The organism is Gilliamella sp. HK2 (genome assembly GCF_001690265.1).
GTDB classification, from domain to species: Bacteria; Pseudomonadota; Gammaproteobacteria; order Enterobacterales; family Orbaceae; genus Gilliamella; species Gilliamella apicola_C.
The window spans coordinates 22357-47258 of record NZ_LZGV01000099.1 but is presented as its reverse complement, the minus strand read 5'-3'; the positions used below and the strand labels follow the sequence as shown (position 1 = coordinate 47258).

The following is a 24902-nucleotide window of genomic DNA, read 5'->3' as shown; positions in this document are numbered from 1 at the left end:
ATTCTCAAATAGTTGGCTCAGATTATACATAAATCTCATTTTTTACAATCACAAATTAGCATTGATGCTTCATCATAGCTATCTGGTCAAGTTACTGTTAAAATACTAGCTAAATCTTTAACTCTGGTATTAAATTGAGATTGTATGTTAAAAAATAAATCGAAACAAAAAACTAAGAAAAGCCGTCAAGAGATCAATGAAGAATCTCGTGAACTAAAGCGTAAACGCAAACATAAAGGTTTGCCAAGTGGTTCCCGCTTTAATAATCAAGAAAATAACAAGAATAAAAATTCGACAAAAACAGTCAAAGATCCACGTGTGGGTAGCAAAAAGCCCATTTCCTTAATTACGGAAACTTCAAGTAATGTCACACAAGCTAAACAACCTACTAAACCAACTAAAATGGTTTTATCATCAAATTTATCTCCACAACAAGAGTTAGAACAACTAGAAAATGATCCAAAATTAGATAAGTTACTGGATTTAGTCGAGCAAAATAGCAAACTAACTAAAGAGCAACAAACTTATCTTGATAGTAAATTAAATCGAATTGATGAGTTAATGCAACAGCTCGGTTATACTGACGACGATTTTGATGATATTGAAGATCAAGACGACAAGAAAGAAGATATTGTTAGTTTGTTAAAACGAAACTAATGGTAGGAAAATATAATTAATACTCATGATTGTATATTTCTGATATGCGAGCTGGAATGCCATTGTAATAGTTAAGTTTCGGCTCGTGATTTAATGTCACAACCTTTATTTTTTATGCCTCTAATTAATAACTTAAAAGCGAGCGAATCATAATGCCAATATTAATTATGCTAAGTTTATATTTTGGGTTATTAATTTGCACATTGTTATATTTAAATAAAACCAATCAAATAAAAATTAAAACAAAAATTAGAAATCATCGAAAACTGATAGGAAAATTCGATAAAAATAACAGCACTAAACAGAGATTTAAACGGAAGTAACAGCATGACTGATATGCAATTATGGGATCAGGCGTTAATTGAAAAATATAACTATTCTGGTCCAAGATATACCTCTTATCCTACTGCACTTGAATTTAATGAAGAATTTAGCAAGCAGGACTTTTTATCGGCCGCCACACGTTACCCTACAAAGCCATTATCGCTTTATGTACATATCCCGTTTTGCCATAAACTTTGTTACTTTTGTGGTTGTAATAAACTCATTACTCGCCAAACAAAAAAAGTCACCAAATACCTCGATATTTTGGATATTGAAATTGCCGCACGGGCAAAATTATTCAAACAACGCACAGTAACACAAATGCACTGGGGCGGGGGTACACCGACTTTTTTAACTGATGATGAAATTACTCGGCTGATTACTTCGCTAAAAACGCACTTCAATTTTGCGGATAATGCCGAACTGTCGATCGAAATCGATCCTCGTGAAATTACGCCACAAACCATCGACCACTTAGCGAGTGTTGGTTTTAATAGGTTGAGTATGGGGATTCAAGATTTTAACCACGAAATCCAAAATCTAATTAATCGCAAACAAGATGAAGCACTAATACGTTCTCTTATCAATCAGGCACGAAAAAATCGTTTTCACTCTATTAGTCTAGATCTAATTTATGGTTTACCCAAGCAGACCGTAGAAAGCTTTACCGAAACACTCAATAAAGTGATAGATATTTCACCCGATCGTTTAAGTGTATTTAATTATGCTCATTTACCAGATCGTTTTGCCGCGCAACGTAAAATTAAAGATGATGATTTACCAAATGCCAACCAAAAATTGCAAATTTTACAAACCAGCATCCAAAAATTAACCGATGCTGGTTACCACTTTATTGGTATGGATCATTTCGCCAAACCCGCCGATGAGCTGGCTATTGCTCAGCGAGAAAATAAATTACACCGCAATTTCCAAGGTTATACAACACAAGGGGACGCGGATTTACTTGGGCTGGGCGTGTCAGCCATTAGTATGTTAGGTGATAGTTATGCGCAAAATCAAAAAGATCTGAGTAGCTATCAAAGTCAAGTTGAACAAAAAGGTCATGGATTATGGAAAGGATTTGATTTGAATCAGGATGATATCATTCGTCGTGATGTAATCAAGCAACTCATTTGCCACTTTTATCTAGATAAAAAAGCAGTAGAAGAACAATTTCATATCCAGTTCGATAACTATTTTGCTGAAGACTTAAAACTACTCGCGCCATTGCAACAAGATGGATTAGTCACCGTAAATGATCAGATAATTAAAGTTCAACCTAAAGGACATTTATTGATACGCAATATTTGCATGTGCTTTGATATTTATATGCGAAAAATGGCAAGGCAACAGCAGTTTTCTAGAGTTATTTAATTTGAAGTCGTTTTTTAAATTACGGCAAAACGCGTGAGTGATTTCTATAAAATAAATATTATGATAAGATTTAGTCTAATTTAATAAAAGAAAGTAATAACTTATTCATTTTATCGTGTTATTAAAAGTTAGCCTTTAATAACACAATTTTAACCTTTAGACATGAAATATTTATTTTTAATAAGGAGTATATTTATAAAATGGGATTGATGAATAAATTAGTAGAAGTATTTCCAACTCGCCCTTTAAAAGTTGTGAAGCTAAAGCAAGAGGGCTCATTACATCAAATAAGAAGAATATTTGCGGCAATATTTTTCTTTGGGTTAGCAATGTTTATAGCCCTGAAAAATTATCCTGGATTAATTACTGATTATAAAATATCACGTAATCCCGTTGTGGTTGATTATGATGTAGAAGGAAAATGCCGTGCAAAGCGTATGATTGATAATTGTTCAGTGAAAATTACCACAGATAAAGGACAAGTTATTACGCGTGATTACGTTTTCCTTGGTGGAGCAAAAGAAAATTATAAAGTAGTAGCTGTAGCTTCTGCCGATGATCCATCACTAGTAACAATCGATTTAGCTATTAGTAATATGCGGAATCTATTTTGGACTACGACTGTTCTTACTCTTTTGTTATTGGTGGTTACGTGGATGAGTTTAGTCCTTTTTTTAAGAACACATAAAATGATAAAAGTTATCGATGAAATTAACGGACAAAAATTAACCCCTGTTATTGTCCCGATTAAATTAACATCTTATGGTAAAACGATAACCGCTTTATATCGTGCAAACAATGCGCAAGGAAAAAATGTTAAATGTATAGCTCATTTTAATAAACACGTAGACGGCGGTGGACCAATCATTATAGGTGATATGATTAAAAATAAATGTAATGCCTTGGCCGTAGTCGGTGAAAGCAACACTATTCCTATTCTTCTTGATCAAGACTTTACACGCTGTGATTTTACTGATAATGAAATTCAAGTATTAACAGAAGCCCTCTCTTAATCTAGATATGATATCAATAATAGTGAAATCAGCTTAAATCTAGCTATTTACATTTTAAAATAAAGGGGCGATAAAATCGCCCCTTTATTTATAAAACTTGATAAAACTTTGTGATATGTATTGCAACGCATCCTTTTCTTTAAAAAATAAACAAACCTCACTTATTAATGGCTTGCTAAATAAACTTTAAATTTAGTCGTTTGGGCTATCACTTCAACACATTTGAATGTTTCATCTAAAATGGCTTGATACGGTAAAAATGAATTTGCCACAATGCACAAATAACCATTTAATTTTAAATGTTTTTTAGCTTCCTTAATTAAGGAATTAACCGCAGTGTAACTGGTTTGTTTACCATCATGAAAAGGGGGATTCGAAACAATAAGATGATATTTACCATTTAAATGAGAAAAAACATCACTGGCCACAACAGCCCCATTTACACTATTACTGGCTAACGTCATTTTGCTCGACTCAATTGCTGCGCTACTAACATCGGATAACGTCAGTTCTATATCAGGGCATAATTTACCAAGCACTGTAGATAATATACCCGAGCCACAGCCCACATCCAATACATTGCCTTTTATAATATCAGCATGATCTATTAATGCATTTAATAATAACTCACTGCCTGCATCTAACCCTTTTTGGCTAAATACACCTGGCAAACTTTTAATTTCGATATCTTGATTTTCAATAGTTAAATGATAACTTAACCACCACTCATTAAGATCAAACGCTAAACGGCTTTCTGCCTGAAAATGATATAACCCACAACGTCTTGCGCTATCTATTTTTTGAATTGTTCCAAAATCGCCTAATAAAGATTCAACACTTTTTACGCCTGTGCGATTTTCACCAATAATAAAAATATCACTCCCTTTAGGCATATTATGTAATAAATACGATAGCTGAAACTGCGCTTCACTTTTCGTTTTGGGCCAATAGTAAATCAGTGTGTTCATTCCAACGTAAAAATCCGCTTCTGGTAACAACGAAAAATAGGTATGATTGCCTCGTGCGCTATTTTTTAAACGTAAATACGTATGAAATTGTGTGCAATGAATCTTAACTTGATTTGCTGACATAACCGATGGATAACTATCTTGGATATCACCTGCTATCACCACATTTTTATCGTTAAAAAATGCTTGGTGGCGCTCAAGAACCTGACTTGCAGGAGTAAAAGTGGATATGACCATATTTCCTCGATGAAAAACCTTTATAAATTGATGCGTTGATTATACAATTAACCACCTTTAATCTCTAATAAAAAACGTAAGTCGATAATGACGCAACAAGATTGGTACCTAAAGCAATGCAATATAACGCAGTATGTTTTGCGCAGACCAGCCGCATTGAAAGGTGAAGTATCCACACACATTAGTGACGAGATTCGTTTAATCGTTGTGGCCGAACAAAAACCAACGCAAAAAATCTATTTTGATATTTTAAATGCTATTCGCCTTACCGAAGAGCAAGTACTGGTCTTAACGCCTTCACAGCTTATTATACCTGCTAGTGAGATTAAAACTGTTGTTTGGTTTATTGATATTAAACCTGATGAGCATTGGGAGCATTCACTCACAATTCAAACCATAAGTTTAGACTTACTTGCAAATGCATCACAACAAAAACGCCAACTTTGGCAACAATTATGTCAATATGAAAACGATTTCCACCCTAACAAAAAATGATTTAACTAAAGCCTTTAAATTAGAACAGATCTGCCATGCGATACCGTGGTCAAAACAGACATTCTTTTCAAACCACGGGAATGGGTATTTAAATTTTAAAATAACTGTCGATAATCAGCTAGTAGGATTTTGTATCTGCCACCAAGCATTTGATGAAGCTGAGTTATTTAATATCGCTATCCATCCCAATTTTAGAAAACAAGGGCTGGCTAGAGATCTACTCAACCACTTGATAGAGAAATTAATAACCATAACATCGCCAAGCCCAATTACAACACTTTGGCTTGAAGTAAGGCAATCAAATTCGCCTGCAATGAGGCTATATCAATCATTGGGTTTTAACCAAATAACAGTTCGAAAAGGCTATTACCCAACAACTGATGGTAAACGAGAAGATGCAATTATTATGGCTTATACATTAGCTTTTTGACATCCTTCACACACTAAATAATGGGTGAATGACTACCACCACCGTCGTTTACCCTTTACATTTCATCCCTGAAAGCAAGATGTTACGGCTTAACGGATAAAGACATCTGAGAGAGTAATCATGCAAAGTAATACAGCCCTACTATTTGTCAATGGTGAGCCACCGAAGTTTTACCCCAACAATTCAGATAGTTATACCTATATTGCAGCAACTGACGGCGCTTATCATAACTATTTGATAAACTCACCGATTATACCCAATTTTATTATTGGTGATTTAGATAGTTTCAATAATAACCTTACCATTCCAAAGCAAACTGAAATTATCCACACTCCCGATCAAAATAAAACGGATTTTGAAAAGGCAATCTTGTTTTTAGCAGATAAAGGCGTAACCACATTCGATATTTATGGCGCTTGCGGTCATGCTAGCGATCACTTTTTAGGTAATATTTCTGTTGCAATGAGATATTATCATCGATTTCAAATAACATTTTATGATAATTATTGCTATTTCTTTTTTGCCAAACGTTATCAAAAGATGACTAATGTAAAAAATCGTATTATTTCGCTAATGCCACTTACAAAAGTGACTGGTTTAACTATCACAGGTTTTCAGTATCCATTAACAAAGCAAACGCTATCATTGGGTGGATGTGTAAGTTTAAGAAACAAAATTATTAGTGATTTGGCTAAAATATCATTTAAAAACGGTGATTTAATCGTCTTTGTTGAGGATTTACGTAATGTTAATTGACACGCATATTTACATTACTTTACAATAATTTTCCCCAAAAAAATAAGTATAATTTATTGGTCAAGGAAACTCACCATGCTTCTAAAAAAACTTTCTGTGCTTGTTTGTGCTTCATTTATTTCTTGTATGTCTTTTGCACAGACCAATACCGAGCAACGTGAAACAGACAAAGTAATCGATACATTTCTTCAATGTGATAATCAGTTTTTTGAACAACTTGCTAAACACCAAGAATCAATCAACCAATATGTTGATTTAGCAACTACACCTGAACAGGTCACCTATATTCCTGTTAAGGCTATTCAAAATCTTGATGAAAACCAAGTCATGCTAAAAAAACCACTTGAATATCATGATTTGAAGATTATTGGCTATCGTAATATTTATATTCCAACCTCCTTGTATGGTTATTTTTTATATTGGGGTTTTATCTTTGATAATAATGAAATTGAGGTTAAAAATGCTTTAAATAATATTAATTGGTTGCCATACAATACCAATATTTACATAGCAAATTCCCAAATTTATGATCACAAATTGAATCCTGCAACATGGCAAGACGATCCTTATACTATTGATGGCGTTATACCAAGGATCGGAACCATTAATAAAGCACTTTACTTAGAACAAATTGCCAATAACCAAAGTAGTGTTTTTTGTTCTATCCAAGGTGATATAGAGAAAAAAGAGCTATTTGTTATTCGACCAGATCTAAAACCAATTATTGAAAAACAAGAAGCTGAGCTTCAAGAAAAAATCAAAGCATATAAAGAAAAGATGCAAAAGAAAAAAGAAAAACAGGAACAGGAACAGGAACAGGAACAACAACCTCAAACGCACATTAATCCTATAGAAACTACCTCAAAAGATGGAGATAATATTTAGATGAAAAAGGTCAGTTTATTTTTAATTCTCTTTTCTTTTGCCACATTTAGTCATGCTGCTGAAGAAAAAATCGATAATGACGCTAAAAAAAATGAAAATACAGCAGCTGAGAGCTTGAAAGATCCTAGAGTTGGTGAACAATTTATTCCCATATCGAAATCGAACGAAGATAATATTGTTGGTTATTCTTTTTTAGATAGAAAATCGATTAAACTTCACCCTTTTAATACTAAAATTCGTGTATTTAGTGAAGTGACTAACTACAGTCCAGCATTAGTTCAAAAAAATAATGATGGCACTGAAACGCCTTATCATTCCATTAAAATTGATTACTATGCTAATTGCGATAAAATGGAATTAGCAAAAGGCAAACTCAGAACAATTGAAAACAACTTTGGCGATGGAACATTAGTCAATACAATTGAAATGCCAAATCGCTGGGTAAATACAAACCAAGGTAGTGGGCAATATAAGTTACTTGTTATTGGTTGTTCATTACCGCTAGCACCTTAATAATAAATCTGTACCTATTTTACTCTTGCCACCTTGTTGTGTGGCAGAGCATATCTATTTATGCTAATATCACGCCATTATTTACCTAACCGATTATACTTTTATGAATACCGCACAATTCCATGCACTTACTGATGAGCTATTTAATAAAATTGAATTGTATTTGGATGATTATGCAGATAAGCATGATATCGATTTGGACTATGAAGCAAATGGTAATGTCATTACTGTTAGTTTTCCCAATGGCAGTAAAATCATCGTTAATACCCAAGAGCCTCTTTTTCAGGTCTGGTTAGCCACTCGTATACAAGGTTATCATTTTGAATATATAAATGATAATTGGATTTGTAATCGAACTAACCATCCATTTGACCAGATTTTTTCGGAATCTGTAAGAGAACAAGCAGATCAATAAGGTAGATTAAAATCGGGGATTAATTTAACGCTCAATCCCCCGTTTCATCAAATAATTATAGAAGCTTACTTAAAATGAAGTTTACAGTAAGGTAAGATTAGCTAGTTTCACTACCAACCATTTAATGCCCTCATCAACAAAAGCAATTTGTACTCGCTTATGATCGCCGTCTCCATCAAGGTTAACAATCGTGCCTTCGCCGAAACGGTTATGTAACACTTTACGACCTAGTGTGTAACCATCGCTTTGGCAAGTTTTCTTAATATAAGATTTTTGTCGATCACGATAAGGTTGTCTATCTTCATTTGAATCGTAATATTTTTCTTTTCCTGATAAGGTAATATCGCCTCGATAACTAATTTCATTTAATTTATCAACAGGCAATTCCGCCAAAAAGCGGGAAGGCAAATTACGTTCTTCACGTCCATATAAACGCCTTAGCTCAGCTAATGAAAGGGTCAAAAATTTACGAGCTCGAGTAATACCAACATAAGCAAGGCGCCTTTCTTCCTCTATTTTTTCAGGCTCTTGGGAAGAGCGTAGAGCAGGAAATAACCCATCTTCTAATCCAACAATAAATACATTATCAAATTCAAGACCTTTGGCTGAATGCAGGGTCATCAATTGAACTAAATCTTGTTCGCGATTTGCATCACGGCTTTCTAGCGACGTATAAGCTAAAAAAGACTCTAAAACAGTCAATGTTTTACCCGTTTCACTGTCTTCAATAACCGTGTTTTCATTAGAAAGATAAAACTGCTCAGCTGCGGATACTAATTCTTCAAGATTTTCTAATCTGGATTGACCTTTAATGCCCGGTTCTTGCTCATACATTTGCAATACACCAGATAATTTAATAATCGCGTCGAGTTGCTTATAAAATGGCTGTGTACCTACTTCATTAAAAATAGATTCTATCAACTCCAAAAAACGACTAATTCCTGAACGCTGCCTTTCTGTCAATGCATTAGCTTGGATTAGCATTATACACGCTTGCCACAATGAAATATTATGTTGCTTTGCAGCCAATCTAACTTTATCTAGCGTAACATGACCAATACCTCGTGGCGGAGTATTGACTGTAGCTTCAAACGCCATATCATTATGGTGGTCGTGCAATAATCGTAAATAAGCCAGTGCTAATTTTACCTCTTGCCGTTCATAAAAACGTATAGAGCCATAAATCTGATAAGGTAATCCAGCTTGTAACAAGGTATCTTCAAAGATGCGTGATTGCGCATTATTTCGGTACAAAATTGCACAACTTGCATAATTTTCGCCTTCTTGATGCAGTTTTTTTATTTGACCAATAACAAATCTGGCTTCATCAACATCATTAAAGCCAACATAAAGCGAAATCAGCTCACCATTGCCTCTATCTGTCCATAAGTTTTTTCCCAACCGATTTTTATTTTGTGCAATTAATTTATTTGCTACATCAAGAATATTACCTGTCGAACGGTAATTTTGCTCTAATCGAATTATTTCAGTTTCAGGATAATCATTAATAAATAATTGAAGATTATCTGCATTCGCACCACGCCAACTATAGATAGATTGATCATCATCCCCGACTATCATTACATTGGCAGTTCCACCTGCTAACTTTTGTACAAAGCGGTATTGAATATGATTTGTGTCTTGAAATTCATCAATGAGAATATTGCAAAAACGGTGATGACAATAAGCTAATACTTCATTATCACGGCAAAGCAGTTCATAAGCTCTTAGGATTAATTCAGAAAAATCAACATAACCAACTCTATCACAAATAGCTTGGTAATCGCGATAAATCGTTTGCCACATAACTTGTTTAGGATCTTCTGGAACAATATCATCAGCACGTAACCCCTTTTCTTTTTGAGTAGAAATAAAAGCAGCACATTGTTTAGGTGACCATTGTTTTTCATCTATTTTTAGTTCTCGAAAAATCCGTTTGATGAGCCGAACTTGGTCTTCAGAATCAATAAGCTGAAAATTAGGTGGCAACTTAGCTTGTTCAGGAAACATGCGTAATAAACGGTGAGTCAACCCATGAAATGTCCCTACCCACATCCCATTAAAATAACTTTCGCCTACTAATGTTTGAATTCGCTCTTGCATTTCTGCAGCAGATTTATTGGTAAAAGTAACCGCAAAAATTGATCCTGGTGAATAATGTTTCTCAATACAAAGCCAAGCAATACGGTGAACTAAAACTCGCGTTTTACCACTCCCTGCTCCAGCAAGGACAATGGTATATTGATTATCGGTGGTGACTGCATTTTGTTGTTCTGTATTCAGGTCGTCTAATAATGATTTATTATTTTGCATTACGTTCATAACCTATTTTAGTAATCGAAAACATTAGCCAGCATTAATGTCGAGTGTATTGTTAATATTGTTATCATATCTTGAGCCACTATTGTCGACTTGTAGCTAAGAAAAAATAAAATTTATTAAGAAAATGTATCGCTGGTATTAACATAATTTATCTTCACTTAATTTTACTGTTTATTTATACAGACACAATAAAGATTATAGCAGATTCTCTAATTCTGACAATTGAGTTATTTCCATGTGGGGCAAACATCTTGCCTCCTCAAGTTGTAAAATATCGCGATTATAAATATTGATAAAGCAAGCTAAGAAACCACTATCAATAGCACCAGCAACATCCGTTAATAAATTATCCCCTACATGTAAAATATGGTGCGATGGAATAGCCAATTTATGAGCGGCTAAATTAAAAATTTCTGGAAAAGGTTTTGAACGCGTACATTCACCACCTCGTAAGGAAAATTGGAAATAATCCCCCAAACCAATTTGATTAATATCGACATTACCATTAGTGATCACCGCTAAAGGATAGTTAGCAGCCAATTGAGTTAATAATAAGTGTGTTGATTCAGGTACTTTCATCTTATGTCGCCAAAAATTAAAACAGGCAACGGATTCATCAATTATGTCGGTAAATTTTGATTTTGGAATATTGGTTTTACTTAATAACGATTTAATCGTTTGAGCTCGCCAAACATTAACATCATGATAGATTTCGGGATTATCGGCAAGCACGGCATACTTTTCAGTAAAATACTCAGATAGAGTTAAAGTATGCAACGGTTCATAACGCTTAAGCGTATTAATCATTTCGTCTTCTGCTTTTTCAACGATCATACTGTTATCATATAAAGTATCATCCAGATCGAAAGTCAGCGCTTTAATCGTAGTAATAGAGCGATAAAAGTGCATCTTTATTTTCCTCTTTTAGCTCGTGGGTGAGCTGAATCATAAACTTCAGACAGATGTGAAAAGTCCAAATGCGTATAAACTTGAGTCGTAGATAAATCAGCATGCCCAAGCAACTCTTGCACTGCTCGCAAATCACCACTTGATTCGAGCATATGAGTTGCAAATGAATGACGTAATTTATGCGGATGGACATGACTACTTAAGCCCTGCTTAACGCCCCATTCGGCAAATCGCTTTTCAACATTACGTGGTGAAATTCGTTTACCTAACTTTGAAATAAATAGCGCATCATCCTGTGGGATAAAAAAATCTCGCATTGACAACCAGCGTTTAATCCATTTGATAGATTCTCGACCTAATGGTAGTTTTCGCTCTTTATTTCCTTTACCCATTACACGGACTTCACCATCAATCAGATTTAATTCTCGACAGTTAAGCGTAACTAATTCAGAAAGACGTAACCCCGAACCATACATAACTTCAAGCATCGCTCTATCACGAACAGAAAGAGGATCATTATGATCAATTTCAAGTAGCTGATTAATTTCGTCAATATCAATATTTTTTGGTAGATGCTGACCTAATTTGGGATTTAGCACGCCTCGAGCTGGGTTGGCGTTAAGATATTCATTTTTTACCATCCAATCACAAAAGCTGCGCAACGCAGATAATCTTAATGATAAGCTTCTAGCTTGTAACCCTGTTTGTCTGCTACGACTAATTAACAATCTTACTGCTGAAGAGTCTAAATCTTGCCAAGTTGAAATTTCGGCATCTTTTGCCAATGACATAAGCGCATAAAGTTGACGCCGATAATTGATTTGTGTGTTTAAGCTAAGCTGTTTTTCTGACTTTAAATAATTTAAAAACTGATCAACAGGCAAAGTTAATCGAGCATCGACATTTTGATTAGGCTGAGCCATGATCTTTCCTTAATTTATTCGCATGATCCATCTACTAATTAAAATAGGTAAAATTTCACTCATTTTTTCAAGTAATAATGTCCCTTGCCCTGCTTGGTAATGTTCTGGATTAGTGCTAGTAAACATTAACAGACCCAGATCACCAAATCGTCCTAATAATGATAAAGCTACCGAACCAACATAACCATGTTCTGGTAGTAAAAAATCAATTTCCGTTGAATTCAATGTCCCTAAATATTGTTGGCTATACTGTAAATGCCTAACACGAATAAAATCAAACTGTAACGTATTTAAAGCTAAATAATAATAATTTGACGGCGCACTAAGTAACCATTTGTCGTCAAAAAGATATAAGTAAGCACCACTGAGACCTAACGATTTTGCCCATGTGTTTAATATGACTATTAATTGGTTTAAATCTTGTGCTTTGAACAATTCAATTTGCAAATCCATCATTTGGTTAAAAAGTAGCTCGTTAGCGCTAGCATGTTCCATTAACAACGTAATTTCGGATTCTAATTGCTTAATTTTATTGCGCTGGCGTGCCATATACCATTCAGGTAATGAAATCCCCCCACGAACAGGATGAGGCACTTGAACACTCTCTACACATCGTGCATTTCGTATAAAAAAATCAGGGTTATCAATAATATATTGACTGACAATTTCATCATTCAATTGTACAGAAGATGGTTTTTTCTGGGATTTTCTTGCTCGTCTATTCCTAGTAGTTTTTGCAACCATAATTCATTTCTATCATATTATATGTCTAACGTTTTTGGGGGATTAAAGTCACCCTTTTAAAACAAACAAAAAAAATTGAATAAAATCAATGGGTTTTCTGAACGATTTTTACCCGTCGAAATTTTTCGATAACAAAGCCTTGTGGTTAAACAGCGATAATATCAAAATTAAATGGCAATAAAGCCATCATACACATGTGTAGCCGGTCCTGTCATATAAAGTGGTTGATGCCCACCGTTCCATTCAATCAATAATTTACCACCTGGTAAATTAACATTAACACGCGGGTTTAATAATCCTTGATTAATACCTACTGCCACTGCTGCACAAGCACCTGTACCACAAGCCTGAGTTTCACCAACCCCTCGTTCAAATACCCGTAAGTTAATATTATCGCGATCGATAATATGCATAAAGCCAATATTAGCATGTTCGGGAAAGCGTTCATGTTGCTCTAATACCGCTCCCAACCTTGTAACTTCTGCTGTTACAATATTATCGACTTGAATAACACAATGAGGATTCCCCATAGATGCAACGCCACATAACACGGTCTGTTCTTGTGCTCGAATTATATAAGTTTTTTCTTCTTTAATAGCCTTGAAAGGAATCTTATTGGGTTCAAAAATAGGCTCCCCCATATTAACGCGTACTGTCTCATCATCATTTACAGTTAAAATAATATTGCCTTTCATGGTGCTAACTTTTAATACACGTTTTCGAGTTAACCCTTTTAAACGAACAAAACGAGCAAAACAGCGAGCACCATTACCGCATTGCTCAACTTCAGAACCATCAGAATTAAAGATACGATAATGAAAATCGCTATCGGGCACATAAGGTGGCTCAACAATAAGAAGTTGATCAAAGCCAATGCCAGTATATCTATCAGCCATACGCTTAATCATTTCAGTTGACAGATGAACATTTTGCGTCACTGCATCAATAACCATAAAATCATTTCCGAGTCCATGCATTTTTGAAAAGTTCATCGTAAATTTACCTTTTGTTGTCAAACATATTAGTTCTTTATTTTTTTATTTTGGCTGTTAACTCGTATCCACGCAAAGAAGAATATAGTATGGAGATTATTAACCCTTCTACTATTTATAAATGCTATAAAACCACTTCACCTCGCCATAAATCATCCAAAGACTCACGTTGGCGAATTAATTTATGCTGTTGTTCATTAATTAGCATCACTTCAGCAGGTCTTGGGTGGCTATTGTAATTAGATGCCATAGAAAACCCATAAGCACCAGCACTACAAATTACCAACAAATCGTTCTGCTTAACCGAAAGCGCACGCTGATAGGCTAGAACATCACTAGATTCACAAATAGGACCAACAACATTGTATATGAATGGCTCATCGCTAGCTTGCGGTTGTTTTTCAGGTAATACGTTCATCCAAGCTTCATACAGTGCTGGACGAATTAAATCATTCATTCCCGCATCGACAATCGCAAAGTGGTTGCTATCTTGGTGTTTGGTATATTCAACTTTAGTAATTAACAAACCTGAATTAGCAACAATAGATCGCCCAGGTTCAAACAGAATTTCAATATCAGGATAATTAACTAATTTATTCTTTAACTCGGTGACGAGTTGCAATGCTGTCGGAGGTTGCTCGTTGTCATAACAAACGCCTAAACCACCACCAAAATCGATATGTTTAATAAAGATACCATTGGATTGTAATTTATCAACTAAAGCAAGAATGCGATCAGCAGCATCAAGAAATGGTGACAATTGGGTTAATTGCGAACCAATATGGCAATCAATACCTACAATATTAATATGCGCTAATGATCGTGCTTTTTCATAAATATCCAACGCTAACTGATAACTAATACCAAATTTATTCTCGCGCAGGCCTGTTGATATATAAGGATGTGTTTTAGCATCCACATCAGGATTAATCCTCAATGAAATCGGTGCGATTTTACCTAATCTTTTTGCAACTTCATCAATTCGATATAATTCAGGCTCAGACTCAACATTAAAGCATTTAATGTCAACTTCAAGCGCGCGTTCAATTTCAACGATTGATTTAGCCACGCCAGAAAACACGATCTTTTTAGGATCAGCGCCTGCTTTTAATACTCGTTCTAATTCACCTTGTGAAACAATATCAAAGCCCGATCCCAATTTTGCCAATAAACTTAAAACAGCTAAATTGCTATTCGCTTTAACAGCGTAACAAACTAAATGTTTATTAGCAGCCAATTCCTGTTCATAGGCTAAAAACTGTTTGCTTATGTGATCTGCTGAATAAACATACAATGGAGTACCATACTGTTTTGCAAGATCCGCTATAGCTATTTGATTAGCAAATAAGTGACCCTGCTGATAATGCAAAAAATCCATCCCTTTATTCCTTTATATTTTTCTAATCAATGAATCAGATTGAATTGAGGCTGTTGTTGTAGTTTTAAACTGTACTATTGATGCGGTTTCAACTGGACGATAAAGTGGCCCTTTTAATCCACACCCCATTAAAACTAACGTAATCCAAAAGATAGAGAGTAATTTTATAGTTAATTTCATATCGTATTCAAGATTATTTCGATTTTTTATGATGCTATCTATATTACACGATACCCATAGCAGTGCAAAGTGTAATTAATCAAGTCTAGATAAACCGATAGATAAAATTAGTAAGTCGATGGCGTATTGCAATAAGTAAAATGCCAAAACGGTTAATTGTGTTCTTGTTGTGGTCTTGTTGTTATTGATTCATATACCTTAACACACGTTAAACAATTTCATATTAAGCTCTACCGCTGAATTACTTTGGTAGAACTTAATACTGTGTAGTCATAGCACAAGAACTGATTCTAACTGTGGATTAAAAAAAGGTTAGTTTACTTGTCAAAAATAGGAAAATTGGTTTTATCACCTATTAGCTTTAATCTTTTTTGCGCAGTAATAATATTGGTTTCCCAATTATCATCGTTCGCCCACATTTCGATAACTAGGGGAGCCACATAATTCATGGCTCTAAGCGTTTTGAAGATAGCGGTAAAATCAACCTCACCTTCACCAATAACAAGATCCCTAAACTGACCAAGATAATTCGACTTAACTTTATAGGTATCTTTTAAATGAATCTGCACAATATGATCACGACTTAACATAAGTTCGGTACAAGTATCGTAATTCCATCCGGTAATATTGCCTACATCAGGGTAAGCCATAAAATAAGGCGAGTTGATTTCTTTTTTTAAAATTTCAAACTTGCTTAAACTATTAAGATATTGTGTATCCATAATTTCAACCGCCAGCATCACCCCAGCTCGCTCAGCTTGCTTAACGGCCCACTGCATACCTTTAATAAAACGTTGATGAGTTTGCAAGTCAGCGGGTTCATAATAGACATCATAACCCGCTAGCTGGATCACTCTTATCCCTAATTTGTAAGCTAGTGTAATCGCTTTATCCATAATGATTTTAGCTTCATTGCGGGTATCATGATTAGCTGAACCAAATGGATATTTACGATGCGCACTTAAGCACATGGAATGTAGTGGAATGCCGATTTTTTCACATTGATGCCTAAGTGAATAGATCTCATCGTCAGACCAATCTAATCGTGCGCGGCGCTCATCTGATTCATCGACCGACATTTCGATAAAATCAAATCCTAAGTTTTTGGCTATTTGTAATTTCTCTTGCCATAATAGTTGATTAGGTAAGGCTTTTTCGTAAATGCCTATTCGAGGCGTGTTTTTGGTTTGATACCGTTTTTCAAATATATCGTTACTTTGTGGCATTGTGATAACCCATTTTTTATATGAAAAAATACCATGCAGCTGATTTTTCAACTGCATGCTGTTGTTACCAATATTTTGCGATCTGCGTTCTTAATGCTTGCGCAGTTTGTTGACCGTTTTCATTAGCAAGCGCACGACCAGCAATAAACGCTTTAGTTTTTATGCCTGCAAATAAATGAATATCTTCTGGCACAATGCCACCGGTGATTGAAAGTTCAAGTCCTAAATCAGATAATTGGCGCATTTTTGCTATATCATCTTCACCCCAACCAATACCAGCAAGTTCAGCATCACGAGATCGATGGTATATTGCTTGCTTAATGCCAAGGTTACGCCAAGCTTTAGCATCTTCTAATGTCCAATGCCCGTATAATTCGATCTGAATTTCACCTTTAAACTCATCAGCCACTTTTTTACAAGCTTCGACAGTAGCAATGTGCGCAGCGGCTGAAACCGTTAACCAGTTTGCACCTGCGGAAAAAGCCATTTTTGCCAATATTGCACCACCATCAGTGGTTTTTAAATCGCATACTAAAATATGATTAGGATAAAGTTCTCTTAACCGTTTTACACTTTGCATACCTGCACCAAAAGCAAGAATGGTTCCCACTTCAATGATATCGACAAAACCCGCTACATTTTTTGCCACATCTAATGCTGGCGCTAATTCAGTTTGATCTAATGCGATTTGTAATTTAGGTGCTGCCATGTTGTTCTCCTATTTGCTATTTTTGACCATAGTAAGCATTCGCACCGTGTTTGCGAAAATAGTGCTTATCAGATAACGTTTGTTGAATTTTGATTGCTTGATTAAGTTGCCGAGTGGCAAGAGCCATCATAGCTACTTCTTCAAGTACGACCGCATTATGCACTGCATCTAACGCATTTTTACCCCAACAAAATGGAGCATGACCAGAGATAATTGCCCCTGGCATTGCGACGGGATCTAGACCTCGGCGTTTAAACTCTTCTACAATGACTAATCCTGTATTTTTTTCATAATCAATTGCAATTTCACTATCGGTTAGTTCACGCGTACAAGGCACATCACCATAAAAATAATCGGCATGCGTCGTACCTAGTGCAGGGATATCTAATTCCGCTTGTGCCCAAATAGTGGCATAACGAGAATGGGTATGCACAATACCACCAATTTGTGGAAATGCTTTATACAATTCAATATGCGTTGCGGTATCGCTTGAAGGATTTAATTTTCCTTCCACAATATCTCCCATTAGCGAAACAACCACAATATCATCCAGTTTCATATTGCTATATTCAACACCAGAAGGCTTGATGGCGATAACGCCTTTTTCACGATCGATTTCAGAGACATTACCCCAAGTAAAAGTCACTAAATGATATTTAGGTAACAATAAATTAGCATTCAATACCCGTTCTTTTAATGCTTGATACATGATTTAACCTCCATTTAAGGCACGATCAATAACGGCATAAACATCTTCTTTGGTGTTACAACGCCTTAATTTATCTAGATCAACCCCTGTTTCACTGTTTTCATCATCTAAAATTTGAGTGACCTCCATTAATCCTTCCATATGCTGATCCGATGTGCTACCTGCTAATGTCACTAAAACATCGACAGGCTCAGCTTCACCATCAAAATAGACAGGTTTTTCTAAGGTAACTAAAGCAAAAGCTGTACGATTTACCCCATCTTCAGGTCTTGCATGAGGCATGGCAAAGTTTGGTGCAATAATAATATAAGGTCCCATTGTTTTGACACAGCGAACAATAGCATCGTAGTACGACGGCTCTATTGCTTTAGAGGCGACTAGCATATCAGTGCCTAGCTTGATGGCATCTTGCCAAGTTGCAGCATTTGCTTTGAGTAAAATAGCGTTATTTTCAATTAGTGATTCTTTTAAAGCCATGGTGCACTCCTTAGTATTTAAGATCATTTAGAAAACACTTGTTCAATCAACTTTATCAGCTCATCGCCAAAAGTTTGTGGATTTAACATATTTTGTACGCCTAACGCATGTTGACCTTCATTCACCTCAATTTCATGAATAAGATGTTTAGATGCAACAATGATATCGACATTGGGTAAACGTGATTTATAATCAGTCACAGCACAAGAATCCATTTCGTTTGGGATGCCTTTTTTATTTAAATAATTAGCAATCTTCATTTTCATCATCATTGAAGAGCCTTGACCACTCCCACATACTGCCAAGATACGAATTGGACGACCTTCACTCACGGCGACTTCATCCATTTTTTCAAGTACTGATTCATTGACATCTTGGTTTTTATCGTTGATTTCAGGCTGATTTGTAGAAATAGCCTCTTCTTGGCGAAGCTGTTTAGCAGCAAAAAACATATAAATCAGGGCTAGAACAATAAGAACATAGATAAACAAGTGTGAAATAGATAAAGCCTGTAAAATCGGTGGAAATAAAATCGCCCAATCGGCCATTCCCATCCATGAGTCAATCGGCGTACCATTTTGAGCAAAGATATGAATTACCCAAGCAGAGCCTAATACCTCTATCATTCCCATGGCAAAACAGATCTTCATTACGGCTTTCCAACCACCAAAATGGTTGGCAAATACACCAATGGTTGCATTCGAAAAAAACATTGGTATAAAGCCAGGAATAATCATAATTGGCGATTTAAAGATGAGTAATAATGCAATCGCTAAGAATTGCCCTAAAGCCCCCCAAATAAAACCAAACACCATCGCATTAGGTGAAAAAGCATAAATTGCCGCACAGTCAATAGCTAATACCGCATTTGGAATTAGCTTTTCTGAAATGCCTTTGAAAGCTTCGGACAATTCAGCAACAAACATACGCACCCCACCAACAATAACTTGAATTGCGACGGCAAATTTAAGCCCTGTTTCAAAGATGTAAATGGTCCAATGGGTGGATCCTGCCATTGTTTGTAAATTATCTAACCCAAATGACAGCAAGATAATACCAAAGAAAATTGTCATCACAATTGTAGTTGCGGCAATACTATCATGAAAGATATGCAACCATTTTGGCAACTTTAGATTATCAACTGTATCGTTTTTATCCCCCAATTTTGGCGCTAACTTAACCGCAATCCAAGAACCGAATTGTTGTTGGTGGCCTATGGAAAAACCAGCTCCCCCAGTAACAGCCTCGGTCGGCTTAAACATCATATTCGAAAATATTCCCCAATAAAGCGCAGTGATAATGGCCGAATAGATGATCGTTTCCCACATGCTGTAACCAAAAAGGAAATAAAACAGCGCAATTAAACCAACCTGTTGGAACATAATATGACCAGTTAACATAATGGTTCGAATTCCGGTTAAACGTCGAAATACCACCAAAATAATATTAATCGCTAATGCAAGCAAAACAGAATAGCCAACCCATGAATAGTATTCGCCCATACCCGTTTCGACGGCGACCATTGATGCATAAGTATCAATGATAGAGCCTTTAATGCCATGGTACTCTGCCAATTTAGCAATAACAGGTTTGAATGTTGATACCAAAACACCAGATCCAACCTGTAATAACATAAATCCAACAATGGTCTTAATCGTGCCTTTTAGCACAGTGGTTATATCTTTACGTAATAGACAATAACCAAGCATTGTCACCAAGCCAAGTAATAAAGGTGCTTTTGTCATCACTTGACTATAAAAAATATAAAATACGTTATAAATTACTTCCATATGTTCCTCTCATCGGTTATTGACATTTTTACTGCTCAAACAACACTCACCTCTGATATTGAGTTTCATTTAATTGCCTTTCATCAAGTTTCTTATAATCCGTAAAGTAAATGAATGGAACCGCTGATTACTTTATTTATCATCGCTCATTAAAAACACTTGTTATATTCCACAATCAAAATAAATCATTCAATGATTATTTATGATTGTTTTGACAAGGATCACTTTTCTCAACAAACTATAATTTCATATGTGATCAGCATCACAACTTAAATAAAATATAAAGACAAAAAAAATTAAAATTATTATTATCAATTAATTAAAAAATATTAGTATTAATAAATAAAATTATAGCAATTGACAACAATACAAATAAAAATTACGATAAAATAATCATATTTAATCACAATGAAATGTAAGAAAAAATGAACGAAATTGCACGACATAATGAAATAGTAGCGTTAGTAAACGAAAAAGGTATGGTTAGAGTGTCCGAATTAATCGCAAAATTTGCTATATCACCAGCAACAGCAAGGCGCGATATTACTAAGCTAGATCAGGAAGGGCGCGTTAAAAAAGTCCGCAATGGTATTATGCGATTAGAAGAAATAAAACCAATTTGGGCACCGATTGACAGTAATAATACCGATCACTATCACGAAAAAGCCCGTATTGCAATTCGAGCTGCACAATTATGCAACAGTGACGAAAATATTGTTATAAATTGCGGTTCTACGGCTTTTTTACTTGGCCGTGAATTGTGTGGTAAAAATGTTTCAATTATTACTAATTATTTTCCATTAGCTTGTTACTTAATTGAGCATGATCATGAAAATGTCATCATTATGGGAGGATTATATAACAAAACACAAAATATTATTCTTAATCCTATTGCTAACATAACCGATTCTTATGCTGGCAAGTGGATGTTTACCAGTGGTAAAACATTAACACCAACAGGTCTTTATAAAAACGAAATATTAGGCGCTGTAGCTGAACAACAAATATTGGAAAAAACCGAGAAATTAGTTGTTGTAGTTGATAGCTCCAAAATTGATACCAAAGCCAATTCAGGCATGCTTTTTTGCCCTGTTAATAAAATAGATATTTTAATCACAGGAAAACAAGCTAATAAGGACGTAATTGAATGCATTAAGGAGCAAGGCGTTGAGGTTATTTTAGTTTAACAATAAAATTGTAGAAGGAACAGAGTATGAGTAAAGTAAATGAAATTAGCCGTGAATCGTGGATATTAAATACATTTCCTGAATGGGGAACGTGGCTTAATGAGGAGATCGAAACAACCGAGGTCAAACCCAATACATTTACTATGTGGTGGCTTGCTTGTACGGGGATTTGGCTAAAATCAGCGGGTAATACCAATATTTCTGTTGATTTTTGGTGTGGTACAGGTAAAAAAACTCACGCAAATCCATTAATGAACAAACAGCATCAAATGATGCGAATGGGCGGAGTTCGTGAATTGCAACCAAACTTAAGAACTAGCCCATTTGTTCTTGATCCTTTTGCAATTAAAGAAATCGATGCAGTGATGGCAACTCATGATCATGCCGATCATATTGATGTCAATGTTGCTGCAGCAGTTATTCAAAACTGTTCACCAAAAGTAAAATTTATTGGCCCGAAAGCTTGTGTAGAATTGTGGAAAAGCTGGGGCGTGCCAGATGATCGTTGTATTGTTGCCAAAGTGGGGGAAACGATTGAGGTTGGTGATATTACAATTCGCGTATTAGACTCTTTTGATAGAACATCGTTAGTTACTTTGCCAAAAGGCGTTTCATCTACCGATAAATCTATTTTAGATGGCATGAATGATAGAGCAGTTAATTATCTATTTGAGACATCAGGAGGTTCATTGTACCACTCGGGTGATTCCCACTATTCTAACTATTATGCCAAACATGGCAATGACTACAAAATTGACGTGGCATTGCTATCTTACGGTGAAAACCCACGAGGAGTGACCGATAAAATGACATCAGCCGATATTTTACGTGCTGCTGAATCGCTTAATACTCAAGTTGTGATCCCTTTCCATCATGATATTTGGGCAAACTTCCAAAGTGATCCACGCGAAATTGAAGTATTATGGCAAATGAAGAAAGATCGTCTTGATTATCAATTTACACCTTTCTTCTGGCAAGTTGGCGGTAGATACACTTATCCAACCGATAAACATAAAATGCACTATCAGCATTACCGTGGCTTTAGAGATATTTTTACCGATGAACCAGAATTGCCATATCGATCATTCTTATAATTGGCTAATATAATTATTAAGCCTCTATTAGGCTTCAATGTGTGGACTGATTCAAACAACACTTTCTACCGTCCACACATCAATCTCTTTACCCCAATTAATTAAACATTAATGTATCTTTCACGATCTGGCAGCCAGCAATCAATTAGTTGAGTGGCACTTTGTGGGTAGTTCTTTTGAATGTCGTAAGAGGCTTGTTGCACTTGGCTAATCAAATGTTGATCACGAACCAAATCAACAACCTTAAAATTAGCGATACCCATTTGCCGGGTACCTAAGATTTCGCCACTACCACGAAGTTCAAGATCTTTTTGTGCAATAACAAAACCATCATTACTTTCACGCATCACCTTCATGCGTGCTTGAGCAACTTTACTTAGGGGGGCTTGATACATCAATACACAATGCGATACGGCTGATCCTCGCCCAACTCGTCCACGTAATTGATGCAATTGAGCTAAACCCAATCGCTCAGCATTTTCAATGATCATTAAGCTCGCATTAGGCACATCAACACCAACCTCAATAACTGTTGTTGCAACAAGTAATTGGATGTTCCCAGCTTTAAAATCTTGCATGACTGATTGTTTTAAATCCGATTTCATTTTGCCATGCACTAACGCAATACTTAAATGGGGTAAACGGGCTTGTAATTCGGTAACCAGCATTTCGGCCGCTTGCGCATCAAGTGTTTCGGACTCTTCAACTAAAGTACACACCCAATAAACTTGGCGATTTGCTAAACAAGCTTGGTTTACCCGTTCAATAATTTCATCTCGACGAGTATTCGGTATTACTACCGTAGTAATTGGTGTTCGCCCTGGTGGTAATTCATCAATGGCTGAAACATCTAAATCAGCATAAACGGTCATTGCTAGTGTTCGAGGAATAGGTGTTGCGGTCATAATTAATTGATGAGGGAAGAAATTATCTTTAATACCTTTTTCCCACAAGCTTAGACGTTGGTTTACACCAAAGCGATGCTGTTCATCAATAATGACTAATCCTAACGAGTTAAACTCTACTTTATCAACAAACACCGCATGAGTACCAATTAATAACGTGCTGTCACCATTTTGAATACGTTCATAACACTGTCGTTTATGTTTAGCCGTTAATCGCCCCGACAACAGATCAACACTAATCCCCAACGGTGCAAACCAAGTACTAAAATTGTTATAATGTTGCTCTGCTAATATTTCTGTCGGCGCCATTAATACTACCTGACAACCATTTTCAATAGCATTTAATGCAGCTAATGCAGCAACTAATGTTTTGCCTGAACCAACATCCCCCTGAATTAATCGCATCATAGGTACTGGTTTTGCCATGTCTTGATAAATCTCTTGCACAACACGTTGCTGAGCACAAGTGGGTGTAAAAGGCAATGATGATAAAAACGGTTTAATCAAACATTGATTTGGAGAAAACAGATGTGCTTGCTGTTTTTGATTATGCTTTTTTAGCATCAACATACTTAAATGATAAGCAATCAATTCTTCAAAAATAAATCGTTTAATAGCAGGGTGTTCGCCCGACATTAATTGTTCAATATGAGTATCAATAGGCGGGTTATGTACAATATTTAAAGAATCCAATACTGGCAAAAAGTGGCATGCTAGCTTTGCTGGTAAAATTTCATTAGGTGGATTATTTTTTAACAACAAAAGTGCTGCCATGATTGACCGTCGAATCAATGCTTGAGATAGTCCATAGGTCGTTGAATAAATAGGTGTATATTTTTCTTGAGTATCATCTAACCTGACTGATGACTCGTTTCCATTGGCTTTAAATTTAAATTGTGGATGGATAATTTCAATATAATTTTTGCCACGTTTTATCTCGCCATACGCACTCACCCATTTTCCTTTAATCAACGAAGCTTTCATGCTGGGTGTAAAATGCATGAATCTTAATACGGCAATGCCTGAATCATCTTGAATATAGCAAATTAACATTTGTCGACGCTTAAAGGCAACTTCACTTTTGATTATAGCGCCTTCAATTGTAGTGAACTCACCAATAACCGCATCACCAATGGAACAAGACGACGTACGATCTTCGTAACGCAAAGGAAAATGCAATAACAGATCTTTGACGGTATAAATACCTAATGTATTAAATTTTTTTTCTAAACTTGCACCAATCCCCGTTAATTTTATCAACGGCAAATGATCAAAAAATCGCTTTATCAT

At 35.5% G+C, this 24902-nt stretch carries 25 protein-coding genes; 11 read left to right on the top strand and 14 right to left on the bottom strand.

Going from position 1 to position 24902, the window contains the following annotated elements:
- Positions 1-144: 144 nt before the first annotated feature.
- From yihI to A9G45_RS12100, 3 genes are all read left to right on the top strand, one after another.
- Complete coding sequence (gene yihI / locus A9G45_RS12110) at positions 145-657, top strand: Der GTPase-activating protein YihI (protein WP_065567957.1); 513 nt, start codon at positions 145-147, stop codon at positions 655-657.
- A 327-nt stretch (positions 658-984) separates the two neighbouring features.
- Positions 985-2355, top strand: a complete 1371-nt coding sequence (hemN, locus tag A9G45_RS12105) for an oxygen-independent coproporphyrinogen III oxidase (RefSeq protein WP_065567956.1) — start codon at positions 985-987, stop codon at positions 2353-2355.
- 200 nt (positions 2356-2555) lie between these two features.
- Positions 2556-3368, top strand: coding sequence for a hypothetical protein (locus tag A9G45_RS12100; RefSeq protein WP_065567955.1), 813 nt, complete (start codon positions 2556-2558; stop codon positions 3366-3368).
- A 164-nt stretch (positions 3369-3532) separates the two neighbouring features.
- Here A9G45_RS12100 and rsmC read toward each other — a convergent pair whose 3' ends face one another.
- The gene (rsmC, locus tag A9G45_RS12095; RefSeq protein ID WP_065567976.1) at positions 3533-4567 is read right to left on the bottom strand and encodes a 16S rRNA (guanine(1207)-N(2))-methyltransferase RsmC; all 1035 of its coding nucleotides are present in this window, start codon (positions 4565-4567) and stop codon (positions 3533-3535) included.
- Positions 4568-4660: 93 nt separating this feature from the next.
- Between rsmC and A9G45_RS12090 the strand changes: the two genes are divergently transcribed.
- The 6 genes from A9G45_RS12090 to cyaY all read left to right on the top strand — a co-directional run bounded on the left by A9G45_RS12090 (position 4661) and on the right by cyaY (position 8067).
- The gene (locus tag A9G45_RS12090; protein ID WP_065567954.1) at positions 4661-5068 is read left to right on the top strand and encodes a DNA polymerase III subunit psi; all 408 of its coding nucleotides are present in this window, start codon (positions 4661-4663) and stop codon (positions 5066-5068) included.
- A complete protein-coding gene (gene rimI, locus A9G45_RS12085) occupies positions 5037-5498 on the top strand; it encodes a ribosomal protein S18-alanine N-acetyltransferase (protein WP_065567953.1) in 462 nt (153 codons plus the stop codon). Before A9G45_RS12090 ends, rimI begins: the two co-directional genes overlap by 32 nt.
- 120 nt (positions 5499-5618) lie before the next feature.
- Positions 5619-6254, top strand: a complete 636-nt coding sequence (locus tag A9G45_RS12080) for a thiamine diphosphokinase (protein WP_065567952.1) — start codon at positions 5619-5621, stop codon at positions 6252-6254.
- Positions 6255-6329: 75 nt separating this feature from the next.
- On the top strand, positions 6330-7139 hold the full coding sequence (locus A9G45_RS12075) for a hypothetical protein (RefSeq protein ID WP_065567951.1): 810 nt from the start codon (positions 6330-6332) through the stop codon (positions 7137-7139).
- A complete protein-coding gene (locus A9G45_RS12070) occupies positions 7140-7652 on the top strand; it encodes a surface-adhesin E family protein (protein ID WP_065567950.1) in 513 nt (170 codons plus the stop codon).
- A 103-nt stretch (positions 7653-7755) separates the two neighbouring features.
- The gene (cyaY, locus tag A9G45_RS12065; protein WP_065567949.1) at positions 7756-8067 is read left to right on the top strand and encodes an iron donor protein CyaY; all 312 of its coding nucleotides are present in this window, start codon (positions 7756-7758) and stop codon (positions 8065-8067) included.
- A gap of 81 nt (positions 8068-8148) precedes the next feature.
- On the opposite strand, the gene uvrD is transcribed toward cyaY, so the two are convergent.
- The 12 genes from uvrD to A9G45_RS12010 form a co-directional block, all read right to left on the bottom strand.
- Positions 8149-10380 (bottom strand): DNA helicase II, encoded by a 2232-nt coding sequence (gene uvrD / locus A9G45_RS12060; protein WP_218057124.1) that lies wholly within the window; start codon positions 10378-10380, stop codon positions 8149-8151.
- A gap of 204 nt (positions 10381-10584) precedes the next feature.
- Positions 10585-11298 carry a 5-amino-6-(5-phospho-D-ribitylamino)uracil phosphatase YigB gene (gene yigB, locus A9G45_RS12055; RefSeq protein ID WP_065567947.1) on the bottom strand — a complete coding sequence of 238 codons (714 nt, stop codon included), beginning with the start codon at positions 11296-11298 and terminating at the stop codon, positions 10585-10587.
- 2 nt (positions 11299-11300) lie between these two features.
- Positions 11301-12221 carry a tyrosine recombinase XerC gene (xerC, locus tag A9G45_RS12050; protein WP_065567946.1) on the bottom strand — a complete coding sequence of 307 codons (921 nt, stop codon included), beginning with the start codon at positions 12219-12221 and terminating at the stop codon, positions 11301-11303.
- Positions 12222-12230: 9 nt separating this feature from the next.
- Positions 12231-12965 (bottom strand): DUF484 family protein, encoded by a 735-nt coding sequence (locus tag A9G45_RS12045; protein ID WP_065567945.1) that lies wholly within the window; start codon positions 12963-12965, stop codon positions 12231-12233.
- 167 nt (positions 12966-13132) lie between these two features.
- Positions 13133-13957, bottom strand: a complete 825-nt coding sequence (dapF, locus tag A9G45_RS12040) for a diaminopimelate epimerase (protein ID WP_065567944.1) — start codon at positions 13955-13957, stop codon at positions 13133-13135.
- 124 nt (positions 13958-14081) lie between these two features.
- Positions 14082-15335, bottom strand: coding sequence for a diaminopimelate decarboxylase (gene lysA / locus A9G45_RS12035; RefSeq protein ID WP_065567943.1), 1254 nt, complete (start codon positions 15333-15335; stop codon positions 14082-14084).
- Between the two features lie 12 nt (positions 15336-15347).
- Positions 15348-15515: an LPS translocon maturation chaperone LptM gene (gene lptM / locus A9G45_RS14190; RefSeq protein WP_141673682.1), complete on the bottom strand. Its 168-nt coding sequence runs from the start codon at positions 15513-15515 to the stop codon at positions 15348-15350.
- A 317-nt stretch (positions 15516-15832) separates the two neighbouring features.
- On the bottom strand, positions 15833-16741 hold the full coding sequence (locus A9G45_RS12030) for an L-ribulose-5-phosphate 3-epimerase (RefSeq protein ID WP_065567975.1): 909 nt from the start codon (positions 16739-16741) through the stop codon (positions 15833-15835).
- Between the two features lie 64 nt (positions 16742-16805).
- Positions 16806-17450, bottom strand: coding sequence for a 3-keto-L-gulonate-6-phosphate decarboxylase UlaD (locus tag A9G45_RS12025; RefSeq protein ID WP_065567942.1), 645 nt, complete (start codon positions 17448-17450; stop codon positions 16806-16808).
- Between the two features lie 16 nt (positions 17451-17466).
- Positions 17467-18159, bottom strand: coding sequence for an L-ribulose-5-phosphate 4-epimerase (locus tag A9G45_RS12020; RefSeq protein WP_065567941.1), 693 nt, complete (start codon positions 18157-18159; stop codon positions 17467-17469).
- Positions 18160-18162: 3 nt separating this feature from the next.
- Entirely contained in the window at positions 18163-18636 is a 474-nt protein-coding gene (locus A9G45_RS12015; RefSeq protein WP_065567940.1) for a PTS sugar transporter subunit IIA, read from the bottom strand.
- A gap of 23 nt (positions 18637-18659) precedes the next feature.
- The gene (locus A9G45_RS12010; protein ID WP_442903040.1) at positions 18660-20381 is read right to left on the bottom strand and encodes a PTS ascorbate-specific subunit IIBC; all 1722 of its coding nucleotides are present in this window, start codon (positions 20379-20381) and stop codon (positions 18660-18662) included.
- 470 nt (positions 20382-20851) lie between these two features.
- Here A9G45_RS12010 and ulaR point away from each other — a divergent pair, with 470 nt between their 5' ends.
- Positions 20852-21613 (top strand): HTH-type transcriptional regulator UlaR, encoded by a 762-nt coding sequence (gene ulaR, locus A9G45_RS12005; protein WP_065567938.1) that lies wholly within the window; start codon positions 20852-20854, stop codon positions 21611-21613.
- Positions 21614-21639: 26 nt separating this feature from the next.
- Positions 21640-22707: an L-ascorbate 6-phosphate lactonase gene (ulaG, locus tag A9G45_RS12000; RefSeq protein ID WP_065567937.1), complete on the top strand. Its 1068-nt coding sequence runs from the start codon at positions 21640-21642 to the stop codon at positions 22705-22707.
- A gap of 101 nt (positions 22708-22808) precedes the next feature.
- Here the strand turns inward: ulaG and recG are convergent, their stop codons facing one another.
- The gene (gene recG, locus A9G45_RS11995; protein WP_065567936.1) at positions 22809-24902 is read right to left on the bottom strand and encodes an ATP-dependent DNA helicase RecG; all 2094 of its coding nucleotides are present in this window, start codon (positions 24900-24902) and stop codon (positions 22809-22811) included.